We start from the raw sequence: 20,088 nt of genomic DNA, 5'->3' as shown, positions 1-20,088 counted from the left end.
CGGGGCTTCCGAACTGTTGAGTTCAGAAGCCCCGCCCTTGTGTCTGGGGCGTGAGCGCACTGTCGGCGTCGCGTTATGGGTTGATTAGTCCACCTTGATTTCGTTGATGCGCAGACCGTAATTCCACGTTCCAATCGGCAGGGAGAGGCGGGGCAGCTCGTTGACCACGATGATCACGTAGGCACCCTTTTCCGCGCTCTGCTTGGAGGTGTCCAGGGTGACGACTGCATCCTTGCCTTCGAAGGTGCCCTTGCCGACCTCAACCGCACCGTCCAGGGATGCAGAGCTGTTGGTGTAGACGGTGAAGGAGCCGCCGGTGCCGGTGTTCTGCTGGATGGTCAGCTTGGAGACGACGGTGGGGGTCTGCAACTTCAGTGCCAGGCCGAATTCCTTGATGGTGCCGGCGTAGTTGGCGGTGCCGAAGCCGTAGCTGATCCATGCGGTGTTGGCGTTACCGTCGGTCAGGTTCGGGATGAGGGTGTCCATGTCGTTCATGAACGTGGGGTTCGAGGGCACGAAGCGAGCCACGGACGCGATCTTCGCCGGTGCGTTCGATGCCTTAGCGGTCGGGGATGCCGATGCGCTGGCGTTTGCCGCAGCCGATTCGGAGGCGGACATAGAGGACTTGGGGGTGTGCGGTGCGGCTGCCTGGTTGGAGCCGATTGCGCCCAGGGAGGTGAGGATACCGCCTGCGACGATGACGAGCAGCAGGACTGCTGCCAGGGCGACGGCCCAGGTGCCGCGGCTGCCGTCTTCTTCGTCTTCGTCATCCTCGTAGATGCTGGTGGGTTCGGAGTACGCGGTGACGGCTGCGCTGTCGGATGCGTTCCAGTTCTTGGCAGCGGTGATGCTCTCCTGGTTGGCGCTGGAAGCAGAGACCTTCTCGTAGGTGTTGGGGGAGCTGCCGCTTTCGGAGTCGCCGAAGATTTCGGTGCCCAGCGCGTCTTCTGCGTTGGAGAGTGCGTGGTTTTCGACCAGCAGGGTGTCCAGCAGGGTGTCGGGGCGGGTGTGGGAGGTGACGAGGTAGCGGCTACCTTCGGGGGTGATGCCCAGGTCGAGAATCTGGATGTTGCCGCGTGCGTTGGTTGCGAGCGCGCGGGAGTTTGCTTCCAGCAGTGCGCTGCGGCTGGGCGATGCGACGACGACCGAGACCTTACGGTTGAGAATCTGGTCGGTGCCTTCAAGCACCATGTCGGATTCTGCCGTAATGATGATGTGTGCGGTGATCTCGTAGCGGCCTCCGAGGACCGATCCGACCGGAATCTGTTGCGACAACGTGTTCTCCCGAGGTGGTTTCATAGTGCCTGCCGTGTGGCGGGCCCTGACTATTAGATTCTACCCGGCATTGAAGGATGCTGGGGCTGAGTGATAGTTTGTGGCGTCCGGGTGGTTGCCTGTGTCCTCTGCGGGCCCCGGCGTGGGGTGAGGTGGGTGCACGGGCAGCTACCCGGGTTGGGCGTTGTGTGCTGCTTTAGCGGCGGGCAAAACGCTCAAGTTTGGAGGTGAGGGGCGCCAGTAGTGCGTTGGCTTCCTTGACGCGGAAGATTTGTATACCGGCGAGGTATGCCAGGCCCATGACGGTGCCGCATACGGCGAGGGTGATGATTGCGGTGAGCTTGGAGGCCCAGGCGAATCCGTCGAGCTGGTAGCCGCCGAGCAGCCAGAGCGCGATGGCTGCGATTCCGCCGGCGAAGAGGGATGCGAGGGTGGTGCGGGCGTAGGTGCTGACGATGCCGCGCTGGCCGTAGTAGCCGAGGCGGCGGCGGACCATGTGGTGGCTGATGAACATGATTAGGATGTTGTGCACCGGGTAGATGAAGGCGAGCATGTACACGGTGTACTGTGCGTCGAGCAGGGATGCTGCGAAGCTCATGATGACCATGATGATGGCGGAGTACACCTGGATGCGGAAGGGGGTGCGTGCGTCTTCGCGGGCGTAGAGCACGCGGCTGTAGAGGTAGTTGATGGTGAGGGTGGGGGTGCCGAGCGCGGTGATGACGATGAGCTTGGCGATGATGGTTGCTGCGATGGGGTCGCCGCCGCTGAAGAGTACAGCGACGGGGCCTGCGAGTACCATGAGTGCGACCATGCAGAAGACGGTGGCTACGGCTGCGTTGCGCAGGCCGTGGGAGAGCGCGTAGATGACGCTGTCGCTGTCGTCGGCGATGGCGGAGGCGCTCATGCGGTTGAAGAGCACGGTGGCGATGGAGATGCCGATGACGCCGTGTGGGAGCATGTACAGCATGGAGGCGTAGTTGAGTGCCTGCAGGCCGGGGATTTGGATGCCGAGGGCGGCGTAGTGTTCGCGCTGACCGACGATGCCTGCGGCGACCTTGGTCATGTAGAGGAATGCGAGGTTGGAGATGATGCCGGAGGCGAGGGTCCAGGCGGCGAGCTTGGAAGCTGCGCGCAGGCCGATGCCTCGCCACGCGAAGTCGGGCTTGAGGCGCAGGCCGAGCTTGCGTAGGGGGATGAACAGGACGAGCGCCTGCATGATGACGCCGAAGGTGGAGGAGCCTGCGAGCACGAGGGTCTGTGCGTTGGTCCAGTTGTCTACGGTGTGAATCGGGTTGGGGTTGGGGGTTTGTGCGCCGAAGAGGAAGATGAACAGGATCAGCGACAGGATGGTGATGACGTTGTTGAGTACGGGCGACCACATGTAGGCGCCGAATGCGTCTTTGGCGTTGAGGACCTGTCCGATGACGGTGTAGAGGCCGTAGAAGAAGATTTGGGGTAGGCACCAGAGGGAGAAGATGAAGCCGAGCTGTCGTTGTTCGGGGCTCCATCCTGAGCCCATGATGCTGATGATGGGCCAGGCGCAGGCGACGGTTATGAGGGTGATGAGGCCGATTGCGGTGACGGTGAGGGTGACGAGTTTGGAGATGTATCGTGCGCCGCCGTCTTGTGCTTTGGCTGCCTTGATGATTTGCGGTACGAGGACTGCGTTGAATACGCCGCCTGCTACGAGGACGTAGATGAGGTTGGGTAGGGTATTGGCGGTTTCGAAGACGTCGCCGACGGTTGAGAGTGAGCCGATGGCTACGGTGAGCAGGATGGTCTTGACGAATCCGAGGATGCGCGAGACGAGGGTGCCTGCTGCCATGATTGCGCTTGAGCGGGCGTCGTTACGTGCCACGTAGGTCTTCTCCTGTGTCGGCGGGTGATTGCTTCTTTTAGTTTTGGGGGCTCTTTGGTGGGTGTTTAGAGCTGGGTGGTGATGTATTCGCGCGCGCTACGGGCTATGTGTTGCTCGTTGGCGAATGAGAGGCGGGTGGGGAGCTCTTCGAGGGGGACCCAGGCGACATCGATTGCTTCGTGGTCGGGGTCGTTGTCGATGCTGAGTTCGCCGCCGGTTGCTGCGAAGAGGTAGTGGTGCACAGTTTTGTGGATGCGCGTGCCGTTGGAGGTGAACCAGTAGGCGATGGTGCCGAGGGAGGCTACGGGGTAGCCGGTGATTCCGGTTTCTTCACTGATTTCGCGTTGTGCGGCTTCGACGGTGGTTTCGCCGTGTTCGATGTGGCCTTTGGGTAGGCACCATTCGCGTTGTCCGTTGCGGTTGATGCGGGCGATGATGGCTACGGGTAACTGTTCGGGTCGGTCGAAGTCGATGATGAGTCCGCCTGCGGAGACTTCTTCGGGGGCGGGTACCGCTCGCGCGGGCGCGGTGAAGCGCGTTTTGGGGGCGCGGGGTACGGGAATGCTCATGGTTCTACCTTAACCGATAGGCTGAGGTTTTTGTGCCTCGGTTTGGGGTGAGATAGCTGTCTTTGGTGGGGTGTTGTGGGTGTGGGGTGGGCGCATGGGTGGTTTTTCTGGCACGATTAAAGGATTATGTCGCTGATTATTGATGTTGTGTCGAAGTACCCGGATGCCGCCGAGCTGGGAGAACTGTACCGTGCGGCGGGTTTTGAGCTGTACTTGGTGGGCGGTATTGTCCGCGACAATCTGCTGGATGACGGCGGCCATTTCACCGATTTTGATTTGACGACGGATGCTACTCCGGAGCAGAGCGAGCAGATTCTGCGTGGGTGGGGTGAGCATACGTGGGATATCGGTAAGGAGTACGGCACGATTAGTGCGCGTAAGAATGGCGTGGTGTATGAGGTGACCACGTACCGTGCTGAGGTGTATGTTTCGGATTCGCGTAAGCCGACGGTTGAGTTCGGCACGGATTTGAGCGCCGATTTGGTGCGTCGTGATTTCACGATTAATGCGATGGCGGCGGCTTTGCCCAGTGGTGAGGTTGTCGACTTGTTTGGTGGCGTTGAGGATTTGCGTGCGGGTGTTTTGCGTACTCCGCGCTCGCCGGAGGAGTCTTTTTCTGAGGATCCGCTGCGTATGATGCGGGCGGCTCGTTTTGCTGCGCGTTTTAATCTTGAGGTTGCCCCGGAGGTTTTCGAGGCGATGCGTGAGATGGCTGGCCGTATTGAGATTATTTCGGCTGAGCGTGTGCGTGATGAGTTGGTGAAGCTGATTGAGGCTGATTATCCGCGGGTGGGTTTGAACCTGCTGGTGGATACGGGTCTGGCGGATTATGTATTGCCGGAGCTTCCTGCGTTGCGTATGGAGATGGATCCTGCGCATCACCATAAGGATGTGTATGCGCATTCGTTGAAGGTGATGGAGCAGGCGATGGAGAAGGAGACGGACGAGGACGGTCCGTGCCCGGCTCCTGATTTTATTCTGCGTTTTGCGGCGTTGATGCACGATATTGGTAAGCCGAAGACTCGTAAGTTTGAGAAGGACGGCTCTGTCTCGTTCCTGCACCATGAGGTGGTGGGCGCGAAGATGGTGAAGAAGCGTATGCGTGCGTTGCGTTTTGATAATGACACGATTAAGGCTGTGGCTCGTCTGGTGGAGCTGCATATGCGGTTCTATGGTTACCGCGAGTCGGGTTGGACTGATTCTGCGGTGCGCCGTTATGTGCGTGATGCGGGGGATCAGTTGGAGCGTCTGCATCGTGTGTCGCGTTCTGATGTGACGACTCGTAATCGTCGTCTGTCGCGCTCGCTGGCTGAGGCGTATGACGATTTGGAGCGTCGTATTGCTGAGTTGGCTGCGCAGGAGGAGCTGGATGCGATTCGTCCGGACCTGGATGGCGGTCAGATTATGCAGATTCTTGGTATTGCGCCGGGCCCGGTGGTGGGTGAGGCGTATAAGTTCTTGTTGAATTTGCGTCTGGATGAGGGTTCGCTTCCTGAGGAGGAGGCGAAGGCTCGTCTGCTGCAGTGGTGGGAGCAGCGTCAGCAGGCGTAGCTTCTGCGGTTTTTGGTACCGCATCGCATGGTTGAGGTCACGCGGTGCGGTACTGTTCTATCTGCTTTTTCTCGTGTATTGTTAAGAAATCTATGCGTGTTCCCCGCCCGGTGTGTTTCACGTGTAGGGCACAATGAATCTCCTGCTATGGAAATCCCATAGCCGTTTAGCCCAAAGGAGGGGTTTAATCATGCGTGCATATGAACTGATGGTTATCCTCAGCCCCGAGGTTGAGGACCGTGCGGTTGAGCCGTCGCTGTCCAAGTTCCTCGAGATCGTGACCAACGAGGGTGGTTCCATCGACAACGTCGATATCTGGGGCCGTCGTCGCCTGGCATACGAGATCCAGAAGAAGTCTGAGGGTATCTACGCAGTGGTGAACTTCACCTCTACCCCCGAGACCGCAGCTGAGCTCGATCGTGTTCTGAACCTGAACGAGTCCGTCATGCGTACCAAGATCATCCGCCCGGAGGATCAGAAGATCTCCAGCAAGTAGTTGTTTCTTTCCGGTCGGCTGACCCCCTAAAAATGTCAGGGGGTTGCGCTGTACTGGATTCAACATACTTGTAACTCTTATCGAGGAGGCATCAAATGGCAGGCGATACCGTTATTACCGTTATTGGTAATCTGACTGGCGATCCGGAGCTTCGTTACACCCCTGCGGGTGCGGCGGTTGCTAATTTCACGATCGCATCGACTCCGCGTACTTTTAACCGCCAGACGAACCAGTGGGAGGATGGGGAGACCCTGTTCCTGCGTGCGTCGGTGTGGCGTGGTTACGCTGAGAATGTTGCAGAGACCCTGAAGAAGGGTACTCAGGTTATCGCGCAGGGCCGTCTGAAGTCTCGCTCGTACGAGACCAAGGAAGGCGAGCGTCGTACTTCGTTCGAGCTTGAGGTCGAGGAGATCGGCCCGACTCTGCGTTTTGCTACTGCTCAGGTGACTCGCGCACAGCGTTCTGCCGGAGGTAATAACTTCGGTGGCGGTGCGCAGGGTGGCTTTGGCGGTGGCGCTGGGTACAACGCTGCTGCTCAGGGCGGTTTCTCCGCTCCTCAGCAGAACAATTTTGCTGCTGCTCAGGGTAATGGTTACTCTGGCCAGTCTGGCTACTCCGCTCCGGCTGCTCCGGCGGCCCCCGCAGCTCCTGCTGCTGATCCGTGGAGTTCTCAGTCTGGTGGTAACTATGACTGGGGTAGCGGCGCCGACGACGAACCTCCGTTCTAAGCCGGTTTCGTTTTCCGAATAGTAATTTATCAATCCATCCCGCGGTTATCCGCCGCGGGCTCCCAACTCTAAGGAGCACCACGATGGCTAAGGCTGAAATCCGTAAGCCCAAACCCAAGCAGAACCCCCTCAAGGCTGCTGACGTCACCGTTATCGACTACAAGGACGTCGCACTTCTGCGCAAGTTCATCTCCGACCGCGGCAAGATCCGCGCTCGCCGCGTGACTGGCGTGACCGTTCAGGAGCAGCGCAAGATCGCTCAGGCTATTAAGAACGCCCGCGAAGTTGCACTGCTGCCCTACTCCGGCGCTGGCCGCTAAAGAGAAGGAGAGACAGTAACATGGCTAAGATCATTCTGACTCAGGAAGTTTCCGGCCTCGGTGCAGCTGGCGATGTTGTCACCGTTAAGGACGGTTACGCACGTAACTACCTGCTGCCCCGCGGCTTCGCCGTGACTTGGACCCAGGGTGGCGAGAAGCAGGTTGAGTCCATCCGTGCCGCTCGTGCGGCTCGTGCTAAGGCTTCTCTGGAAGAGGCTCAGGCAATTGCTGCGGCCCTGGCTGCTAAGCCGGTTGTCGTTGCACACAAGGCTGGCGCTGACGGCCGCCTGTTCGGTACCGTCAAGGCTGAGGCTATTGCTGAGGCTATTGAGGCTGCTGGCATTGGCTCCGTTGACAAGCGCACCATCCACCTGGGTTCCGCTATCAAGCGCACCGGTGAGTACAAGGTGACTGTCCGCCTGCACCCTGACGTTGTTGCTAACGTTGTCCTGGACGTCGTTGCTGCTGCGTAAGTAGGTTTTTAGATATTTGACGCTGGTGCTTTGATGCTGCGGCGTTGAGTGTCGGACGGGGTGTCCCTCTTCGTGAGGGGCACCCCGTTTGTTGTACCCATAGCTGTGCCCGCTCCTGTACATGTTTCACGTGAAACATTATTTTTGGAGCCTGAGAATATGTGTTGTGCTACAGAAGGATTGGTGGTCAGAGCGGTTGCGACTGCGAAGTACACCAATTGACCCCGTAGACTGGTAGACATGGCTCGATCTTTTTCACGTTTATCTTCTAGTGCGCAGCTTCTGTCCACGGGTGTGGTGTTGGAGTGCGTCAATTTGCTGCTGTGCGCTCTAGCGGTTATCCCATTTGCGGACGCGAATGTTGCTACTGCTCTTCTGCTTCTTTTGCTGGTAGTTGGCGGCCTTGCATCCAGTGTTGCGCTGGTGTGCGCGCTGGTGGGTCTGGTGAAGTTCCGTCAGTACCGCGTGACCAATATTTGCTTGGCGGTTATTTCTGTAGTGGCTAACCCGTTGGTGCTGCTGGGTCTGTATATGGCGGCTTATTAGCCCGGTTTAGAGTCCGCAAACTGCACAATATCAAAGCTCTCAGGGTTCTGTTGGTTTTCTCCCAGCTTGTTTCCAGCGAAATTCAATCCTCCCATAAGGTTGGGGGTGTTTACTATAAGTGTTGGTTCGAGAGGACTGCGATGTGAATGTGTGTGTTTCGTGTAGCGGGGTCGCCCGCTAGCGAAAGAAGGATGGCAAGGCAAAAGCGCCTTGCCTTTCTTCTTTTAATGCGACGTGTAGTTTCCGCGTGAAATCCGGGGCGCTACCCCCGATTTTGAAGAAAAATCTATTCCCAGCTTTCTTACAGCTTTAACCTACAGGGAATAAAGGTTTACGCGTAATACTTTATATAGATGGTTCGAGAGGGCCATCAGAAAGTTGGACTTTCCTTGCGGAAGTGGCTCTGATTTTCGTATGTATGTGTGTGTGATGAGACTGGGGTTGGATCGAGAGGTCCAGCTCCAGTTTCTGTTTAATCTCTAGGGTGTGCAGCAAGGGTGGCTGTAGTGGTGTTGCGGCATGCTGTAATAAAGGGCAACCATACTTCTATATAACGTCATATTTCCTTTCTCGGGGTGGCGGGTCTAGAATTGGGAAAGATAAATTTTGCATATTAAATACAAGTATTGAGGAGTTGTCTTCCGTGTCTAAGACCCCTTCCGTTCCCGGTACCGACCGCCCCGCTGAAAAGGCGGCAGGTCACTGGCTTCTGGCTCAGCTGGGCAAGAAGGTTCTGCGCCCCGGCGGCCGCGAGACCACCAACTGGCTGTTGGCTCGCGCTCTGGGTGGCGACATTGACGTCGTGGAGTTTGCGCCGGGCCTGGGTATTACCGCCCTGGAGATTGTGAAGCATTCCCCCAAGAGCTACACCGGTGTGGATCTTGATCCCAAGGCTGCTGAAATCGTGACCGAGCGTATCGGTGCATCGACTAAGCCGAACTACCGTGTGGTGAACGCTAGCGCCCAGGAGACCGGTCTGCCCTCGGAAAGCTACGATGCCGTGGTGGGCGAGGCGATGCTGACCATGCAGACCGATAAGCACAAGCTGGAGATTATGCGTGAGGCGGCTCGTCTGCTGCGTCCGGGCGGCTACTACGCTATTCACGAGATGTCGCTGGTTCCCGATTATCTGCGCCCCGAGCTGAAGGAAGAGATCCAGAAGGATTTGGCGCGCACTATCCGTGTGAACGCCCGCCCGTTGACTGTTGCCGAGTGGACTGCTCTGGCGGAAGAGGCTGGCTTTGAGGTGCTGGATGTGTACCAGACCGATATGGCTCTGCTGGAGCCGAAGCGTCTGCTGGCTGATGAGGGTCCCGCTGGCGTTGCGAAGATTGCGTTCAATCTGGCGCGTAAGCCGCAGATTCGTGAGCGTGTGCTGGGTATGCGCGGTGTGTTCCGCCGCCACGCGGACCACATTGGCGCTATCGGTCTGATTCTGCGTAAGAAGTAAGACAGAGTCACACCGCAAAGCTTATACAGCGAAACGGAGCCCCAGTATTCCCCTCTATCCGAGGGAATACTGGGGCTCCGTTTTACACTGAGGTGTATGAGCCGCGGTGTATGAGCCGCAGAATCGGCTCAGTCACGTGTGCGCCTGCCGGAGAATGTTATGAGCCGTATTCTTTTCTCGCCTGAAAGCTTCAATATGGGTGAAACCACGCGCTGTATCGAGATAGCGCGTGCAGCTCAGGAGCGAGGCCATACGGTCTTATTCCACGTGTATTCCCCTAAATACCTGGGACTGCTGGAAAACGCGGGGTTGCCCGTGCATCTTCGCGAACCGATTATGAGCGATGCTGAGGCTGAGCAGATTATGGCGCTGGATCAGGGCAGGGGAGTGCGGCATCCTTTCACGACCGATATGGTGCGTCGGCGGGTCACCGCTGAGCTCGCGGCTATCCGTGACTTTAGCGCGGATGCTGTGGTGATTGGTTCTAACCTAACGATGCTACTGTCTGCGCGTATTGCGGGTGTCCCTATTTTCTATGCGCGCCCGTACGCTTATTCGTCGACGTATTTTTCGAAGAAGCCTGCAGCCAGCGAGCTCGCGGCGCCGGGATGGTTGCGGGCTGTGGCGCGGGTGTTTTCGTATAAGCCGGCTTCTTTTACGCGTGTGGCGCGTGAGCATGGGCTCACGCTTCCTCGCCGTACCGTCGATATGCTCAGCGCCGATGTGAACCTTATCTGCTCTCTGTTTACGCAGCTACGCGGGGACTCATTGGTAGAGCCCGACGTTAGTGTGGGTCCTATCTATTACCGCGCGCCCGGTGAGCTACCGCAGATTGTTCTCGAACCGAGAGAGCGGCCACTGGTCTACGTGGGAATGGGTTCCTCAGGGTCTGCAGATATTTTGGCGCAGGTGCTACGGCAGCTGTCAGCTGCTCCGGTGGATGTGCTGGTCGGCGGCGGGGTGCCGCTGCCGGACGCAGAAACCAGCCTACTGGGCGATAACATCCACTTTGCGGGGACCGTTCCGGCTCATCTGCTTGCCGGTCATATTGACGCCTCGATGACCCACGGCGGTGAGGGAACGGTGCAGACGGCGTGCCTGGCGGGTGTACCGTTTGCCGGTATTGCGATGCAGGCGGAGCAAAGCTGGAATATTGAGGAGTGCGTGCGCTACGGTAACGCCCTGCGTTTTACGAAGAATGATGTGCGCCGCGGCAATGTGCGCGATATTCTGGGCCGTCTGCTCAGAGATGAGGGCATGCGCGCTAGGGCGCGGCAGCTGGGTGAGGCAATGCGCACCATGGATGGGGCGGCGCTCGCCGTTGAGAAGATTGAGGATTATCTGCGCGCTGCCCATTAGGCGTGTATATGTTTCGCGTGTGCCTTCGTGAGAAACTAGCATAGGAGTTCTACAGAAATTGTTTCTGGAACGTCGTAGATATCGGATTGAAACGCGAGGATAAGCATGTCTGAAACTGCCATTGATTATGGTTCCCGCACTATGCCTCATGATGATGTGGCTGAGCAGTCGGTGCTCGGTGGCATGCTGCTGTCAAAGGACGCTATTGCGGATGTGGTTGAGAGCCTGCGTGCGTCTGATTTCTATAAGCCGGCGCACGAGACGATTTATGAGGCGATTCTTTCTCTTTACGGTCACGGTAGCCCTGCGGATGCGATTACGGTTGCTGATGAGCTGAAGAAGCGCGGCGAGCTGACTCGTGTGGGCGGCGCGGCCTATATTCATACGCTGATTGCGTCGGTTCCGACTGCTGCTAACGCTCAGTATTACGCTGAGATTGTTAAGGAGCACGCGATTATGCGCCGCCTGATTGAGGCGGGTACGAAGATCGCTCAGCTGGGTTACGCCAATGAGACTGAGGTCGATACTTTGGTGGATCAGGCGCAGGCTGAGATTTATGCGGTGACTGATGGTAACGCGAAGGAAGATTATGTGTCTTTCTCTGAGGCGTTGGAGGAGACCATCAATGAGATTGATGCGAACTCGAACCGCCCCGATGGCGTGTACGGTGTGCCGACTGACTTTATTGAGTTTGATGAGCTGACCGGTGGTCTGCACGGTGGCCAGATGATTGTTATTGCGGCTCGTCCGGGTGTGGGTAAGTCGACTTTGGCTCTTGATATTGCTCGTTCTGCGTCTATTCATCATCAGATGACGACTGTGTTTTTCTCGCTGGAGATGAGTCGTACTGAGTTGGCGATGCGTATTCTCTCTGCGGAGGGCAAGATTTCGATGGGTCGTCTGAAGAAGGGCGACCTGGATACTGAGGGTTGGACGAACTTGGCGACTCTGCAGGGTCGTATTGATTCTGCGCCTCTCTTTATTGATGATTCGCCGAATATGACTCTGATGGAGATTCGCGCGAAGTGCCGTCGCCTCAAGCAGCGTAATGATTTGAAGCTTGTGGTGCTGGACTACCTGCAGCTGATGAGTTCGGGTAAGAAGGTTGAGTCGCGTCAGCAGGAGGTTTCGGAGTTTTCTCGTAGCCTGAAGCTGTTGGCTAAGGAGCTGGATGTTCCGGTGATTGCGCTGTCGCAGTTGAACCGTGGTTCGGAGCAACGTACTGATAAGCGTCCGATGGTTTCGGATCTGCGTGAGTCGGGTTCTATTGAGCAGGATGCGGATATGGTGATTCTGCTGCATCGTGAGGATATGTATAACCCGGATAGTGAACGCGTGGGTGAGGCGGACATGATTATTGCTAAGCACCGTGGTGGTCCGACTCGTACTATCCCGTTGGCGTTTAGCGGTAAGTATTCGCGCTTCAACAATATGGCGAATGAGGCGCCTCCCCAGTATGTATAGATATGGGCGCCCAAATGTAGGGATAGGAATAGTGCAGGGTTCGGAATCAAGCACAGGGCATAGTAAATAGGGGCTGCTGAGGGAGCTCTAGAGGGCATTCTGCGAGGGTTTGAGTGGTTTCTTCTGTGGTTATGAGGTTTTTTGGAAGTTTTTTAAAGATTTTCTAGCGCCCATAAAACGCCCTGACTAGGCACTTTGGTGTTTGTGAGGGTGTTTGAGACCCTTTCAAGGCCCCACTTGTGGTCTACTTCACCCATTTTCGGGTTGCAGGGCTGTTTGGTGGTCTGTATAGTTGTATGAGTCGCCGCGGCGAGGAGGAAAAAACGAAGAACTTCTTCGGTGTTTCTCCTAGTCAGAAGCGGTTGAACGACTTTCAATTGTATAGTGTTTTGGTTTCTTGCTTAGAAGAATCTCAGGTTGCCTGTTGGTGATGGTGGAGGAGTTTAGGGAAGAAACATTGTGGTGTGAATCACGGAAAACGGATTTGCATGGCAAACAAGACGCTGGTATAGTTGATTGAGTTGCCGCGGGAACGCGGTAACAATGAAAATAACATGAATGACCGTTCAATGGTAAGACTTCTCGAAAGAGTAAGTTGAGGTGTTGAATCGGTGTGTTGCTTGAGAACTCAATAGTGTGCTTTGTTCAATAAAATCACCGAATATGGTGATGGAAACTGAAACTAATACCAAATATTTATTTATTTGATAATCATCAAATGGTTTCAAATTTAGTCAGCTTGAGTCACGCACCCCCGTGTGTGATTCGCTGTTTGAGATCAGATTATCAAGCTTTTCTATTTTTTCAACGGAGAGTTTGATTCTGGCTCAGGACGAACGCTGGCGGCGTGCTTAACACATGCAAGTCGAACGATGAAGCCTAGCTTGCTAGGTGGATTAGTGGCGAACGGGTGAGTAATACGTGAGTAACCTACCTTTAACTCTGGGATAAGCCCGGGAAACTGGGTCTAATACCGGATACGACCAATCTCCGCATGGGGTGTTGGTGGAAAGCGTTATGTAGTGGTTATAGATGGGCTCACGGCCTATCAGCTTGTTGGTGAGGTAACGGCTCACCAAGGCGACGACGGGTAGCCGGCCTGAGAGGGTGACCGGCCACACTGGGACTGAGACACGGCCCAGACTCCTACGGGAGGCAGCAGTGGGGAATATTGCACAATGGGCGCAAGCCTGATGCAGCGACGCCGCGTGAGGGATGACGGCCTTCGGGTTGTAAACCTCTGTTAGCAGGGAAGAAGAGAGATTGACGGTACCTGCAGAGAAAGCGCCGGCTAACTACGTGCCAGCAGCCGCGGTAATACGTAGGGCGCGAGCGTTGTCCGGAATTATTGGGCGTAAAGAGCTTGTAGGCGGTTTGTCGCGTCTGCTGTGAAAGGCCGGGGCTTAACTCCGTGTATTGCAGTGGGTACGGGCAGACTAGAGTGCAGTAGGGGAGACTGGAATTCCTGGTGTAGCGGTGGAATGCGCAGATATCAGGAGGAACACCGATGGCGAAGGCAGGTCTCTGGGCTGTAACTGACGCTGAGAAGCGAAAGCATGGGGAGCGAACAGGATTAGATACCCTGGTAGTCCATGCCGTAAACGTTGGGCACTAGGTGTGGGGGACATTCCACGTTTTCCGCGCCGTAGCTAACGCATTAAGTGCCCCGCCTGGGGAGTACGGCCGCAAGGCTAAAACTCAAAGAAATTGACGGGGGCCCGCACAAGCGGCGGAGCATGCGGATTAATTCGATGCAACGCGAAGAACCTTACCAAGGCTTGACATATACTGGACCGCATCAGAGATGGTGTTTCCCTTCGGGGCTGGTATACAGGTGGTGCATGGTTGTCGTCAGCTCGTGTCGTGAGATGTTGGGTTAAGTCCCGCAACGAGCGCAACCCTCGTTCTATGTTGCCAGCACGTTATGGTGGGGACTCATAGGAGACTGCCGGGGTCAACTCGGAGGAAGGTGGGGATGACGTCAAATCATCATGCCCCTTATGTCTTGGGCTTCACGCATGCTACAATGGCCGGTACAGAGGGTTGCGATACTGTGAGGTGGAGCTAATCCCTAAAAGCCGGTCTCAGTTCGGATTGGGGTCTGCAACTCGACCCCATGAAGTCGGAGTCGCTAGTAATCGCAGATCAGCAACGCTGCGGTGAATACGTTCCCGGGCCTTGTACACACCGCCCGTCAAGTCACGAAAGTTGGTAACACCCAAAGCCGGTGGCCTAACCTTTTTGGAGGGAGCCGTCTAAGGTGGGATTGGCGATTGGGACTAAGTCGTAACAAGGTAGCCGTACCGGAAGGTGCGGCTGGATCACCTCCTTTCTAAGGAGCACATTTAGTTGGCCATGCTACCCGCGAGTGTCGGGTGGGTGGTTTTGCTCATGGGTGGAATGTTGGTTTTGGGTTGGATGAGGCGCATTGTTGGGTTTTGGGGTAACACGTGTGTGTTGTTCCTTTGTTTGCCTGGCATGGTGATGATGCAAGTGTTTTTGTTTGTGTTGTTGTTGTGTTGTGGGTTGTTGTTTGAGAACTATATAGTGGACGCGAGCATCTTCTGGAATTTGCGTTGAATCAATGCTTTGGTGTTGGTTTGATTGTTGATTTTAGATTCTTATTTTTCTTGATTGTGTGTAAGTTATTAAGGGCACACGGTGGATGCCTTGGCATTAAGAGCCGATGAAGGACGTGTGAATCTGCGATAAGCCTCGGGGAGCCGATAACTGGGCTGTGATCCGAGGATTTCCGAATGGGGAAACCTGGCTCATCTTCATGGTGAGTTACCGCCAGCTGAATGTATAGGCTGGTTGGGGGGAACGCGGGGAAGTGAAACATCTCAGTACCCGCAGGAAGAGAAAATAAAGTAATGATTCTGTGAGTAGTGGCGAGCGAAAGCGGAAGAGACTAAACCTGTGGTGTGTGATAGCGGTTAGGCGTTGCATCATGGGGGTTGTGGGAGTCACAGTGGCAGTTCTAACTGGCTGCCGGCATGATGTTCAGGATGGTAGGTGAACGACTTGGAATGGTCGGCCGTAGAGGGTGAGAGTCCCGTAATCGAAATTGTTCTGTCCGTGGTGTGGCCACCCGAGTAGCACGGGGCTCGTGGAATCTCGTGTGAATCTGCCAGGACCACCTGGTAAGTCTAAATACTTCTTAGTGACCGATAGTGAATCAGTACCGTGAGGGAATGGTGAAAAGTACCCCGGGAGGGGAGTGAAATAGTACCTGAAACCGTGTGCTTACAAGCCGTTGGAGCCTTTTGGGGTGACAGCGTGCCTTTTGAAGAATGAGCCTGCGAGTTAGTGTTATGTCGCGAGGTTAACCCGTGTGGGGTATCCGTAGCGAAAGCGAGTCTGAATAGGGCGTTTGAGTGGCATGACCTAGACCCGAAGCGGAGTGATCTATCCATGGCCAGGTTGAAGCGACGGTAAGACGTCGTGGAGGACCGAACCCACTTCAGTTGAAAATGGAGGGGATGAGCTGTGGATAGGGGTGAAAGGCCAATCAAACTCTGTGATAGCTGGTTCTCCCCGAAATGCATTTAGGTGCAGCGTTACGTGTTTCTTGCCGGAGGTAGAGCTACTGGATGGCCGATGGGCCTTCACGGGTTACTGACGTCAGCTAAACTCCGAATGCCGGTAAGTGAGAGCGTAGCAGTGAGACAGTGGGGGATAAGCTTCATTGTCGAGAGGGAAACAGCCCAGACCACCAACTAAGGCCCCTAAGCGTGTGCTAAGTGGGAAAGGATGTGGAGTTGCTTAGACAACCAGGAGGTTGGCTTAGAAGCAGCCATCCTTGAAAGAGTGCGTAACAGCTCACTGGTCAAGTGATTCTGCGCCGATAATGTAGCGGGGCTCAAGTACACCGCCGAAGTTGTGGCAATGACCCTTTGGGGTTGTTGGGTAGGGGAGCGTCGTGTGGCCGGTGAAGCTGCGGTGTAAACCAGTGGTGGAGGCTATGCGAGTGAGAATGCAGGCATGAGTAGCGAAAGATGAGTGAGAAACTCATCCGCCGGATGATCAAGGGTTCCAGGGTCAAGTTAATCTGCCCTGGGTTAGTCGGGGCCTAAGGCGAGGCCGACAGGCGTAGTCGATGGATAACGGGTTGATATTCCCGTACCGGTGAAAAACCGCCCATACTGATATTGTGATGCTAACCATGCGAAGCATGATGTGCAGGCTTTTGTTTGTGTGTTGTGTGGGTTGTGGGACCCGATCTTTGGAGGTAAACGTGTTAACAGGTGTGACGCAGGAAGGTAGCCAAGCCACGCGATGGTTGTCGTGGTCTAAGCGTGTAGGGTTGTCGGTTGTTAAATGCGCCGGCTGTGTGCCTGAGACGTGATGGGACCCCGTTTTTGGGGGATTTGGTGATCCTATGCTGCCGAGAAAAGCATCGGCGTGAGGTTTTAGCCGCCCGTACCCTAAACCGACACAGGTGATCAGGTAGAGAATACTAAGGCGATCGAGAGAATCATGGTTAAGGAACTCGGCAAAATGCCCCCGTAACTTCGGGAGAAGGGGGACCTTGAGCGTGATGGGCATTTGCTGCCTGGAGCGTGTATGGGTCGCAGAGACCAGGGGGAAGCGACTGTTTATCAAAAACACAGGTCCGTGCGAAGTCGTAAGACGATGTATACGGACTGACTCCTGCCCGGTGCTGGAAGGTTAAGAGGATTGGTTAGCCTTTTTTGGGCGAAGCTGAGAATTTAAGCCCCAGTAAACGGCGGTGGTAACTATAACCATCCTAAGGTAGCGAAATTCCTTGTCGGGTAAGTTCCGACCTGCACGAATGGAGTAACGACTTCCCTACTGTCTCAACCATGAACTCGGCGAAATTGCAGTACGAGTAAAGATGCTCGTTTCGCGCAGCAGGACGGAAAGACCCCGTGACCTTTACTATAGTTTGGTATTGGTGTTTGGTTTGGCTTGTGTAGGATAGGTGGGAGACTGTGAAGCATGGACGCTAGTTTGTGTGGAGTCGTTGTTGAAATACCACTCTGGTCAATCTGGATGTCTAACTTCGGGCCATGATCTGGTTCAGGGACAGTGCCTGATGGGTAGTTTAACTGGGGCGGTTGCCTCCTAAAGTGTAACGGAGGCGCCCAAAGGTTCCCTCAGCCTGGTTGGCAATCAGGTGTTGAGTGTAAGTGCACAAGGGAGCTTGACTGTGAGACTGGCAGGTCGAGCAGGGACGAAAGTCGGGACTAGTGATCCGGCGGTACGTTGTGGAACGGCCGTCGCTCAACGGATAAAAGGTACCTCGGGGATAACAGGCTGATCTTGCCCAAGAGTCCATATCGACGGCATGGTTTGGCACCTCGATGTCGGCTCGTCGCATCCTGGGGCTGGAGTCGGTCCCAAGGGTTGGGCTGTTCGCCCATTAAAGCGGTACGCGAGCTGGGTTCAGAACGTCGTGAGACAGTTCGGTCCCTATCCGCTGCGCGCGTTGGAAATTTGAGAAAGGCTGTCCTTAGTACGAGAGGACCGGGACGGACGAACCTCTGGTATGTCAGTTGTACCGCCAGGTGCATGGCTGATTGGCTACGTTCGGGAGGGATAACCGCTGAAAGCATCTAAGCGGGAAGCCTGTTTCGAGATGAGATTTCCTGGCACTTTTGGTGTGTGAGGCTCCTTATAGATGATGAGGTTGATAGGCCGGGTATGGAAGCGGGGACTGAAGACTCGTGGAGTTGACTGGTACTAATAGGCCGAAGGCTTACTTTTTCGAGATGTTTGTTGTTTGCGTTCACTGTATGGTTTTTGGATAACAATCCAATAGGCAATAAAAAGAGCCCGCTTGCGCGGGCTCTTTTGCTTTAACAGCTAAAGTTAGAAAGGGGGCAGACCCGCATGGGTCTGCCCCCTTTTTTTGTACCCTCAGACCCTTGTCTATGGCTCTGACTACAAGGAAGAATGCTCTTCACAGACACACTGGGATAGAGTAGAACCATGCACTACCCCATGTTTTCCCACGCACCAGAGCCCGTCGATCAGCAGCACCAACACAACGGTGAAGAACGAACGGCAGCCCTCTACGTAGAGAGCACACTGGAGCCTCACGAAACCTGGGCGGCACTGACCGAATACATTCACCTCTGGTGGCCCAGGCAGCTCCTACAGAGCGAGGAAAGCCATATCGACCTCTCCACTGAGCTACTGCTCGAAGAGACCGCAGCCGGGGATATCATTCCTGTCGCACGCATTATCCAATGCGAGAACGAAGACGTCCTCACCATCGCACCCTACCCGGGTACACACTTGGGACGCCTCCTGGGAGTAGCTGAAGAATCAGAAGAAAGCCTGAGCTTCATCCTGGATGCCCTGGCACCGGAGACCGCAGAAGGACCGTTATCCCTGCTCGAAATCAGTAGCGGCACCTACACTGGTCGTGAAGACGAGGAACTGGGCATCTACGCTGAACAGGAAGCAGCAGCAGCCCTACTTATGGGTGCCTACAGTCGTTTCATTGGAACTGAACTCCAGCGAGAAGAGCTATAGGGGCCTTCGGATAAAAGAGGTTCTCAACCCCTGTAGAGTGGTATGTCATGAGCACACAGGACCAGAACACCCCGCAGCAGAAGGACGCACGCCCTCGCTGGGCGCGCCTTCACAAGAAGACCCCTGCATCGGGAGAAGAACCCCTGCACTATAGCAAGGCTGACATGCTAAAGCAGAGCAATATCTGGTTCCGTAAACAGGGCGTGCCCCTCATTATTCCTGCCCGTCAACGTGCTCTCGATGCGTTCCCACGCTCCGTGCCGTGGATCCTGTGGGCTGGCATCATGCATATCTGCTATATCTTCCTGCGCGACATTCTCCTCTTCGTCGTAGAGGACGTGAAGGGTTCCCTACCGAACTACATCAAAGCTCTCACAAGCGATAGCGCCCTCAGCAACGAAGTACTCCCAGTGCTCGTACTCGGCGGGATTTTCCTCGTTATGCCGATTATCTCCGGTGCGTTCATCGCTCTTGCTCACATGCTGATGGTCCGTACCCCGCAGTGGGTTCAAATCACCACGGGTATTCTTACCCTACTTTTTGCCGGAATGCTCTTCACCACCGGCGTCTTCGAAGCAAGCACCCTTGAAGGCATAGACTTCGTCTATGACGGCGGACAGGTCTTCCCCCTGATTGTTATCGGAATCTACCTCGCCATCTTCTTGGGCGTAGATACCGTACTCGGCTGGTCCCTCAAGCACGCCATCCACCAGCTCGCATCCCTGTCGCCCATGATCGCGAAAGTACTGCCCGTACTCATGGTGTCCGTACTCTTTATCTTCGTGAACGCAGACCTCTGGAAGCTCGCCAACGGACTCAGCTTCCCGCGGACCTGGGCGGTTCTGGGCCTCATGGGGCTACTCGCCGTGTTCGTGGTCGTCACGACCTCCCTAGAGCGCACAGCACGCCTTCTAGGACGCAACAGAGGCGACGACATCGCAAGGTTTAGCGAGAGCGACTACGAGCATGCCGCAGCCCTCGAAGGTGGAATATGGAACACCGCCCAAGACTGGGTCGAAGAGAAGAAAATCCTCGAACACCGACCCCTCAAAACCGCGCCCTGGGGCAACCTCATTATCATCCCCATGATTGGGCAGATTATTCAGGCGACCCTCTTCATGATGCTCGTCTTCGGATTCTTCATGGGCTTCTCGTCCATCGCCATTAGCGATACCACCATTGAATCGTGGATGACCGTCAAACCCGAACACCTCAAAATCCTCGGCGTAGACACCAACATCAACGCCGTGGTCATCAAGGTGTCCATGATCGTTGCCGTGTTCTCCGGACTCAGCTTTGTCGCAACCACCAGTAGCGACGAAAAATACGCCCGAAGCTTCCTCAAGCCCATGATTGCGCGAATTAAGCACATCCTGGTTATTCGCGATATCTACCTGGGCCTGCTTACCATGCCCAAGAACGAAGTACTCATACCCCTCAGCGAGGAGGAGAGAGTGCAAAAAGAGCCTGACAAGGCGTAAAGAGGTTAGGT

Annotated in this window: 14 protein-coding genes and 2 rRNA genes; 13 read left to right on the top strand and 3 right to left on the bottom strand. The window is 55.6% G+C overall.

Translation table 11 applies throughout. From position 1 onward, the window contains the following. Positions 1-84: 84 nt before the first annotated feature. From LPB405_RS04525 to LPB405_RS04515, 3 genes are all read right to left on the bottom strand, one after another. Positions 85-1,275: a serine/threonine protein kinase gene (locus LPB405_RS04525; RefSeq protein WP_246822855.1), complete on the bottom strand. Its 1,191-nt coding sequence runs from the start codon at positions 1,273-1,275 to the stop codon at positions 85-87. Between the two features lie 196 nt (positions 1,276-1,471). Further along, positions 1,472-3,136, bottom strand: a complete 1,665-nt coding sequence (gene murJ, locus LPB405_RS04520) for a murein biosynthesis integral membrane protein MurJ (RefSeq protein ID WP_219100294.1) — start codon at positions 3,134-3,136, stop codon at positions 1,472-1,474. Between the two features lie 65 nt (positions 3,137-3,201). Then, entirely contained in the window at positions 3,202-3,705 is a 504-nt protein-coding gene (locus tag LPB405_RS04515) for an NUDIX hydrolase (protein WP_005504058.1), read from the bottom strand. A 126-nt stretch (positions 3,706-3,831) separates the two neighbouring features. Between LPB405_RS04515 and LPB405_RS04510 the strand changes: the two genes are divergently transcribed. The 13 genes from LPB405_RS04510 to LPB405_RS04450 all read left to right on the top strand — a co-directional run bounded on the left by LPB405_RS04510 (position 3,832) and on the right by LPB405_RS04450 (position 20,077). Further along, positions 3,832-5,256, top strand: coding sequence for a CCA tRNA nucleotidyltransferase (locus tag LPB405_RS04510; RefSeq protein WP_219100292.1), 1,425 nt, complete (start codon positions 3,832-3,834; stop codon positions 5,254-5,256). Between the two features lie 190 nt (positions 5,257-5,446). Next, positions 5,447-5,752: a 30S ribosomal protein S6 gene (gene rpsF / locus LPB405_RS04505; protein WP_070687853.1), complete on the top strand. Its 306-nt coding sequence runs from the start codon at positions 5,447-5,449 to the stop codon at positions 5,750-5,752. Between the two features lie 95 nt (positions 5,753-5,847). Then, positions 5,848-6,480 (top strand): single-stranded DNA-binding protein, encoded by a 633-nt coding sequence (locus tag LPB405_RS04500; protein WP_005504055.1) that lies wholly within the window; start codon positions 5,848-5,850, stop codon positions 6,478-6,480. Positions 6,481-6,563: 83 nt separating this feature from the next. After that, entirely contained in the window at positions 6,564-6,800 is a 237-nt protein-coding gene (gene rpsR, locus LPB405_RS04495) for a 30S ribosomal protein S18 (RefSeq protein ID WP_004005948.1), read from the top strand. Between the two features lie 20 nt (positions 6,801-6,820). Beyond that, the gene (gene rplI, locus LPB405_RS04490; RefSeq protein ID WP_049341934.1) at positions 6,821-7,273 is read left to right on the top strand and encodes a 50S ribosomal protein L9; all 453 of its coding nucleotides are present in this window, start codon (positions 6,821-6,823) and stop codon (positions 7,271-7,273) included. Between the two features lie 240 nt (positions 7,274-7,513). Next, a complete protein-coding gene (locus tag LPB405_RS04485) occupies positions 7,514-7,819 on the top strand; it encodes a hypothetical protein (RefSeq protein ID WP_065423876.1) in 306 nt (101 codons plus the stop codon). Between the two features lie 643 nt (positions 7,820-8,462). Then, on the top strand, positions 8,463-9,269 hold the full coding sequence (locus LPB405_RS04480) for a class I SAM-dependent methyltransferase (RefSeq protein WP_219100290.1): 807 nt from the start codon (positions 8,463-8,465) through the stop codon (positions 9,267-9,269). Between the two features lie 315 nt (positions 9,270-9,584). Then, positions 9,585-10,628: a glycosyltransferase gene (locus LPB405_RS04475; RefSeq protein WP_257604842.1), complete on the top strand. Its 1,044-nt coding sequence runs from the start codon at positions 9,585-9,587 to the stop codon at positions 10,626-10,628. A gap of 105 nt (positions 10,629-10,733) precedes the next feature. Continuing rightward, positions 10,734-12,092 carry a replicative DNA helicase gene (gene dnaB / locus LPB405_RS04470; protein WP_219100286.1) on the top strand — a complete coding sequence of 453 codons (1,359 nt, stop codon included), beginning with the start codon at positions 10,734-10,736 and terminating at the stop codon, positions 12,090-12,092. An 804-nt stretch (positions 12,093-12,896) separates the two neighbouring features. Further along, positions 12,897-14,424, top strand: a 16S ribosomal RNA gene (locus LPB405_RS04465). A 306-nt stretch (positions 14,425-14,730) separates the two neighbouring features. Further along, positions 14,731-17,822 (top strand): 23S ribosomal RNA (locus LPB405_RS04460). The 16S and 23S rRNA genes sit together here, the layout of an rRNA operon. 237 nt (positions 17,823-18,059) lie before the next feature. After that, on the top strand, positions 18,060-18,596 hold the full coding sequence (locus LPB405_RS04455; RefSeq protein WP_231840270.1) for a GTPase: 537 nt from the start codon (positions 18,060-18,062) through the stop codon (positions 18,594-18,596). 47 nt (positions 18,597-18,643) lie between these two features. Next, positions 18,644-20,077 carry a D-mannonate dehydratase gene (locus LPB405_RS04450; RefSeq protein ID WP_219100284.1) on the top strand — a complete coding sequence of 478 codons (1,434 nt, stop codon included), beginning with the start codon at positions 18,644-18,646 and terminating at the stop codon, positions 20,075-20,077. Positions 20,078-20,088: the final 11 nt, after the last annotated feature.

It is taken from the genome of Rothia mucilaginosa (assembly GCF_019334805.1).
In the GTDB taxonomy this organism is placed as follows: domain Bacteria; phylum Actinomycetota; class Actinomycetes; order Actinomycetales; family Micrococcaceae; genus Rothia; species Rothia mucilaginosa_C.
This window is presented reverse-complemented; position numbering and strand designations above follow the sequence as displayed.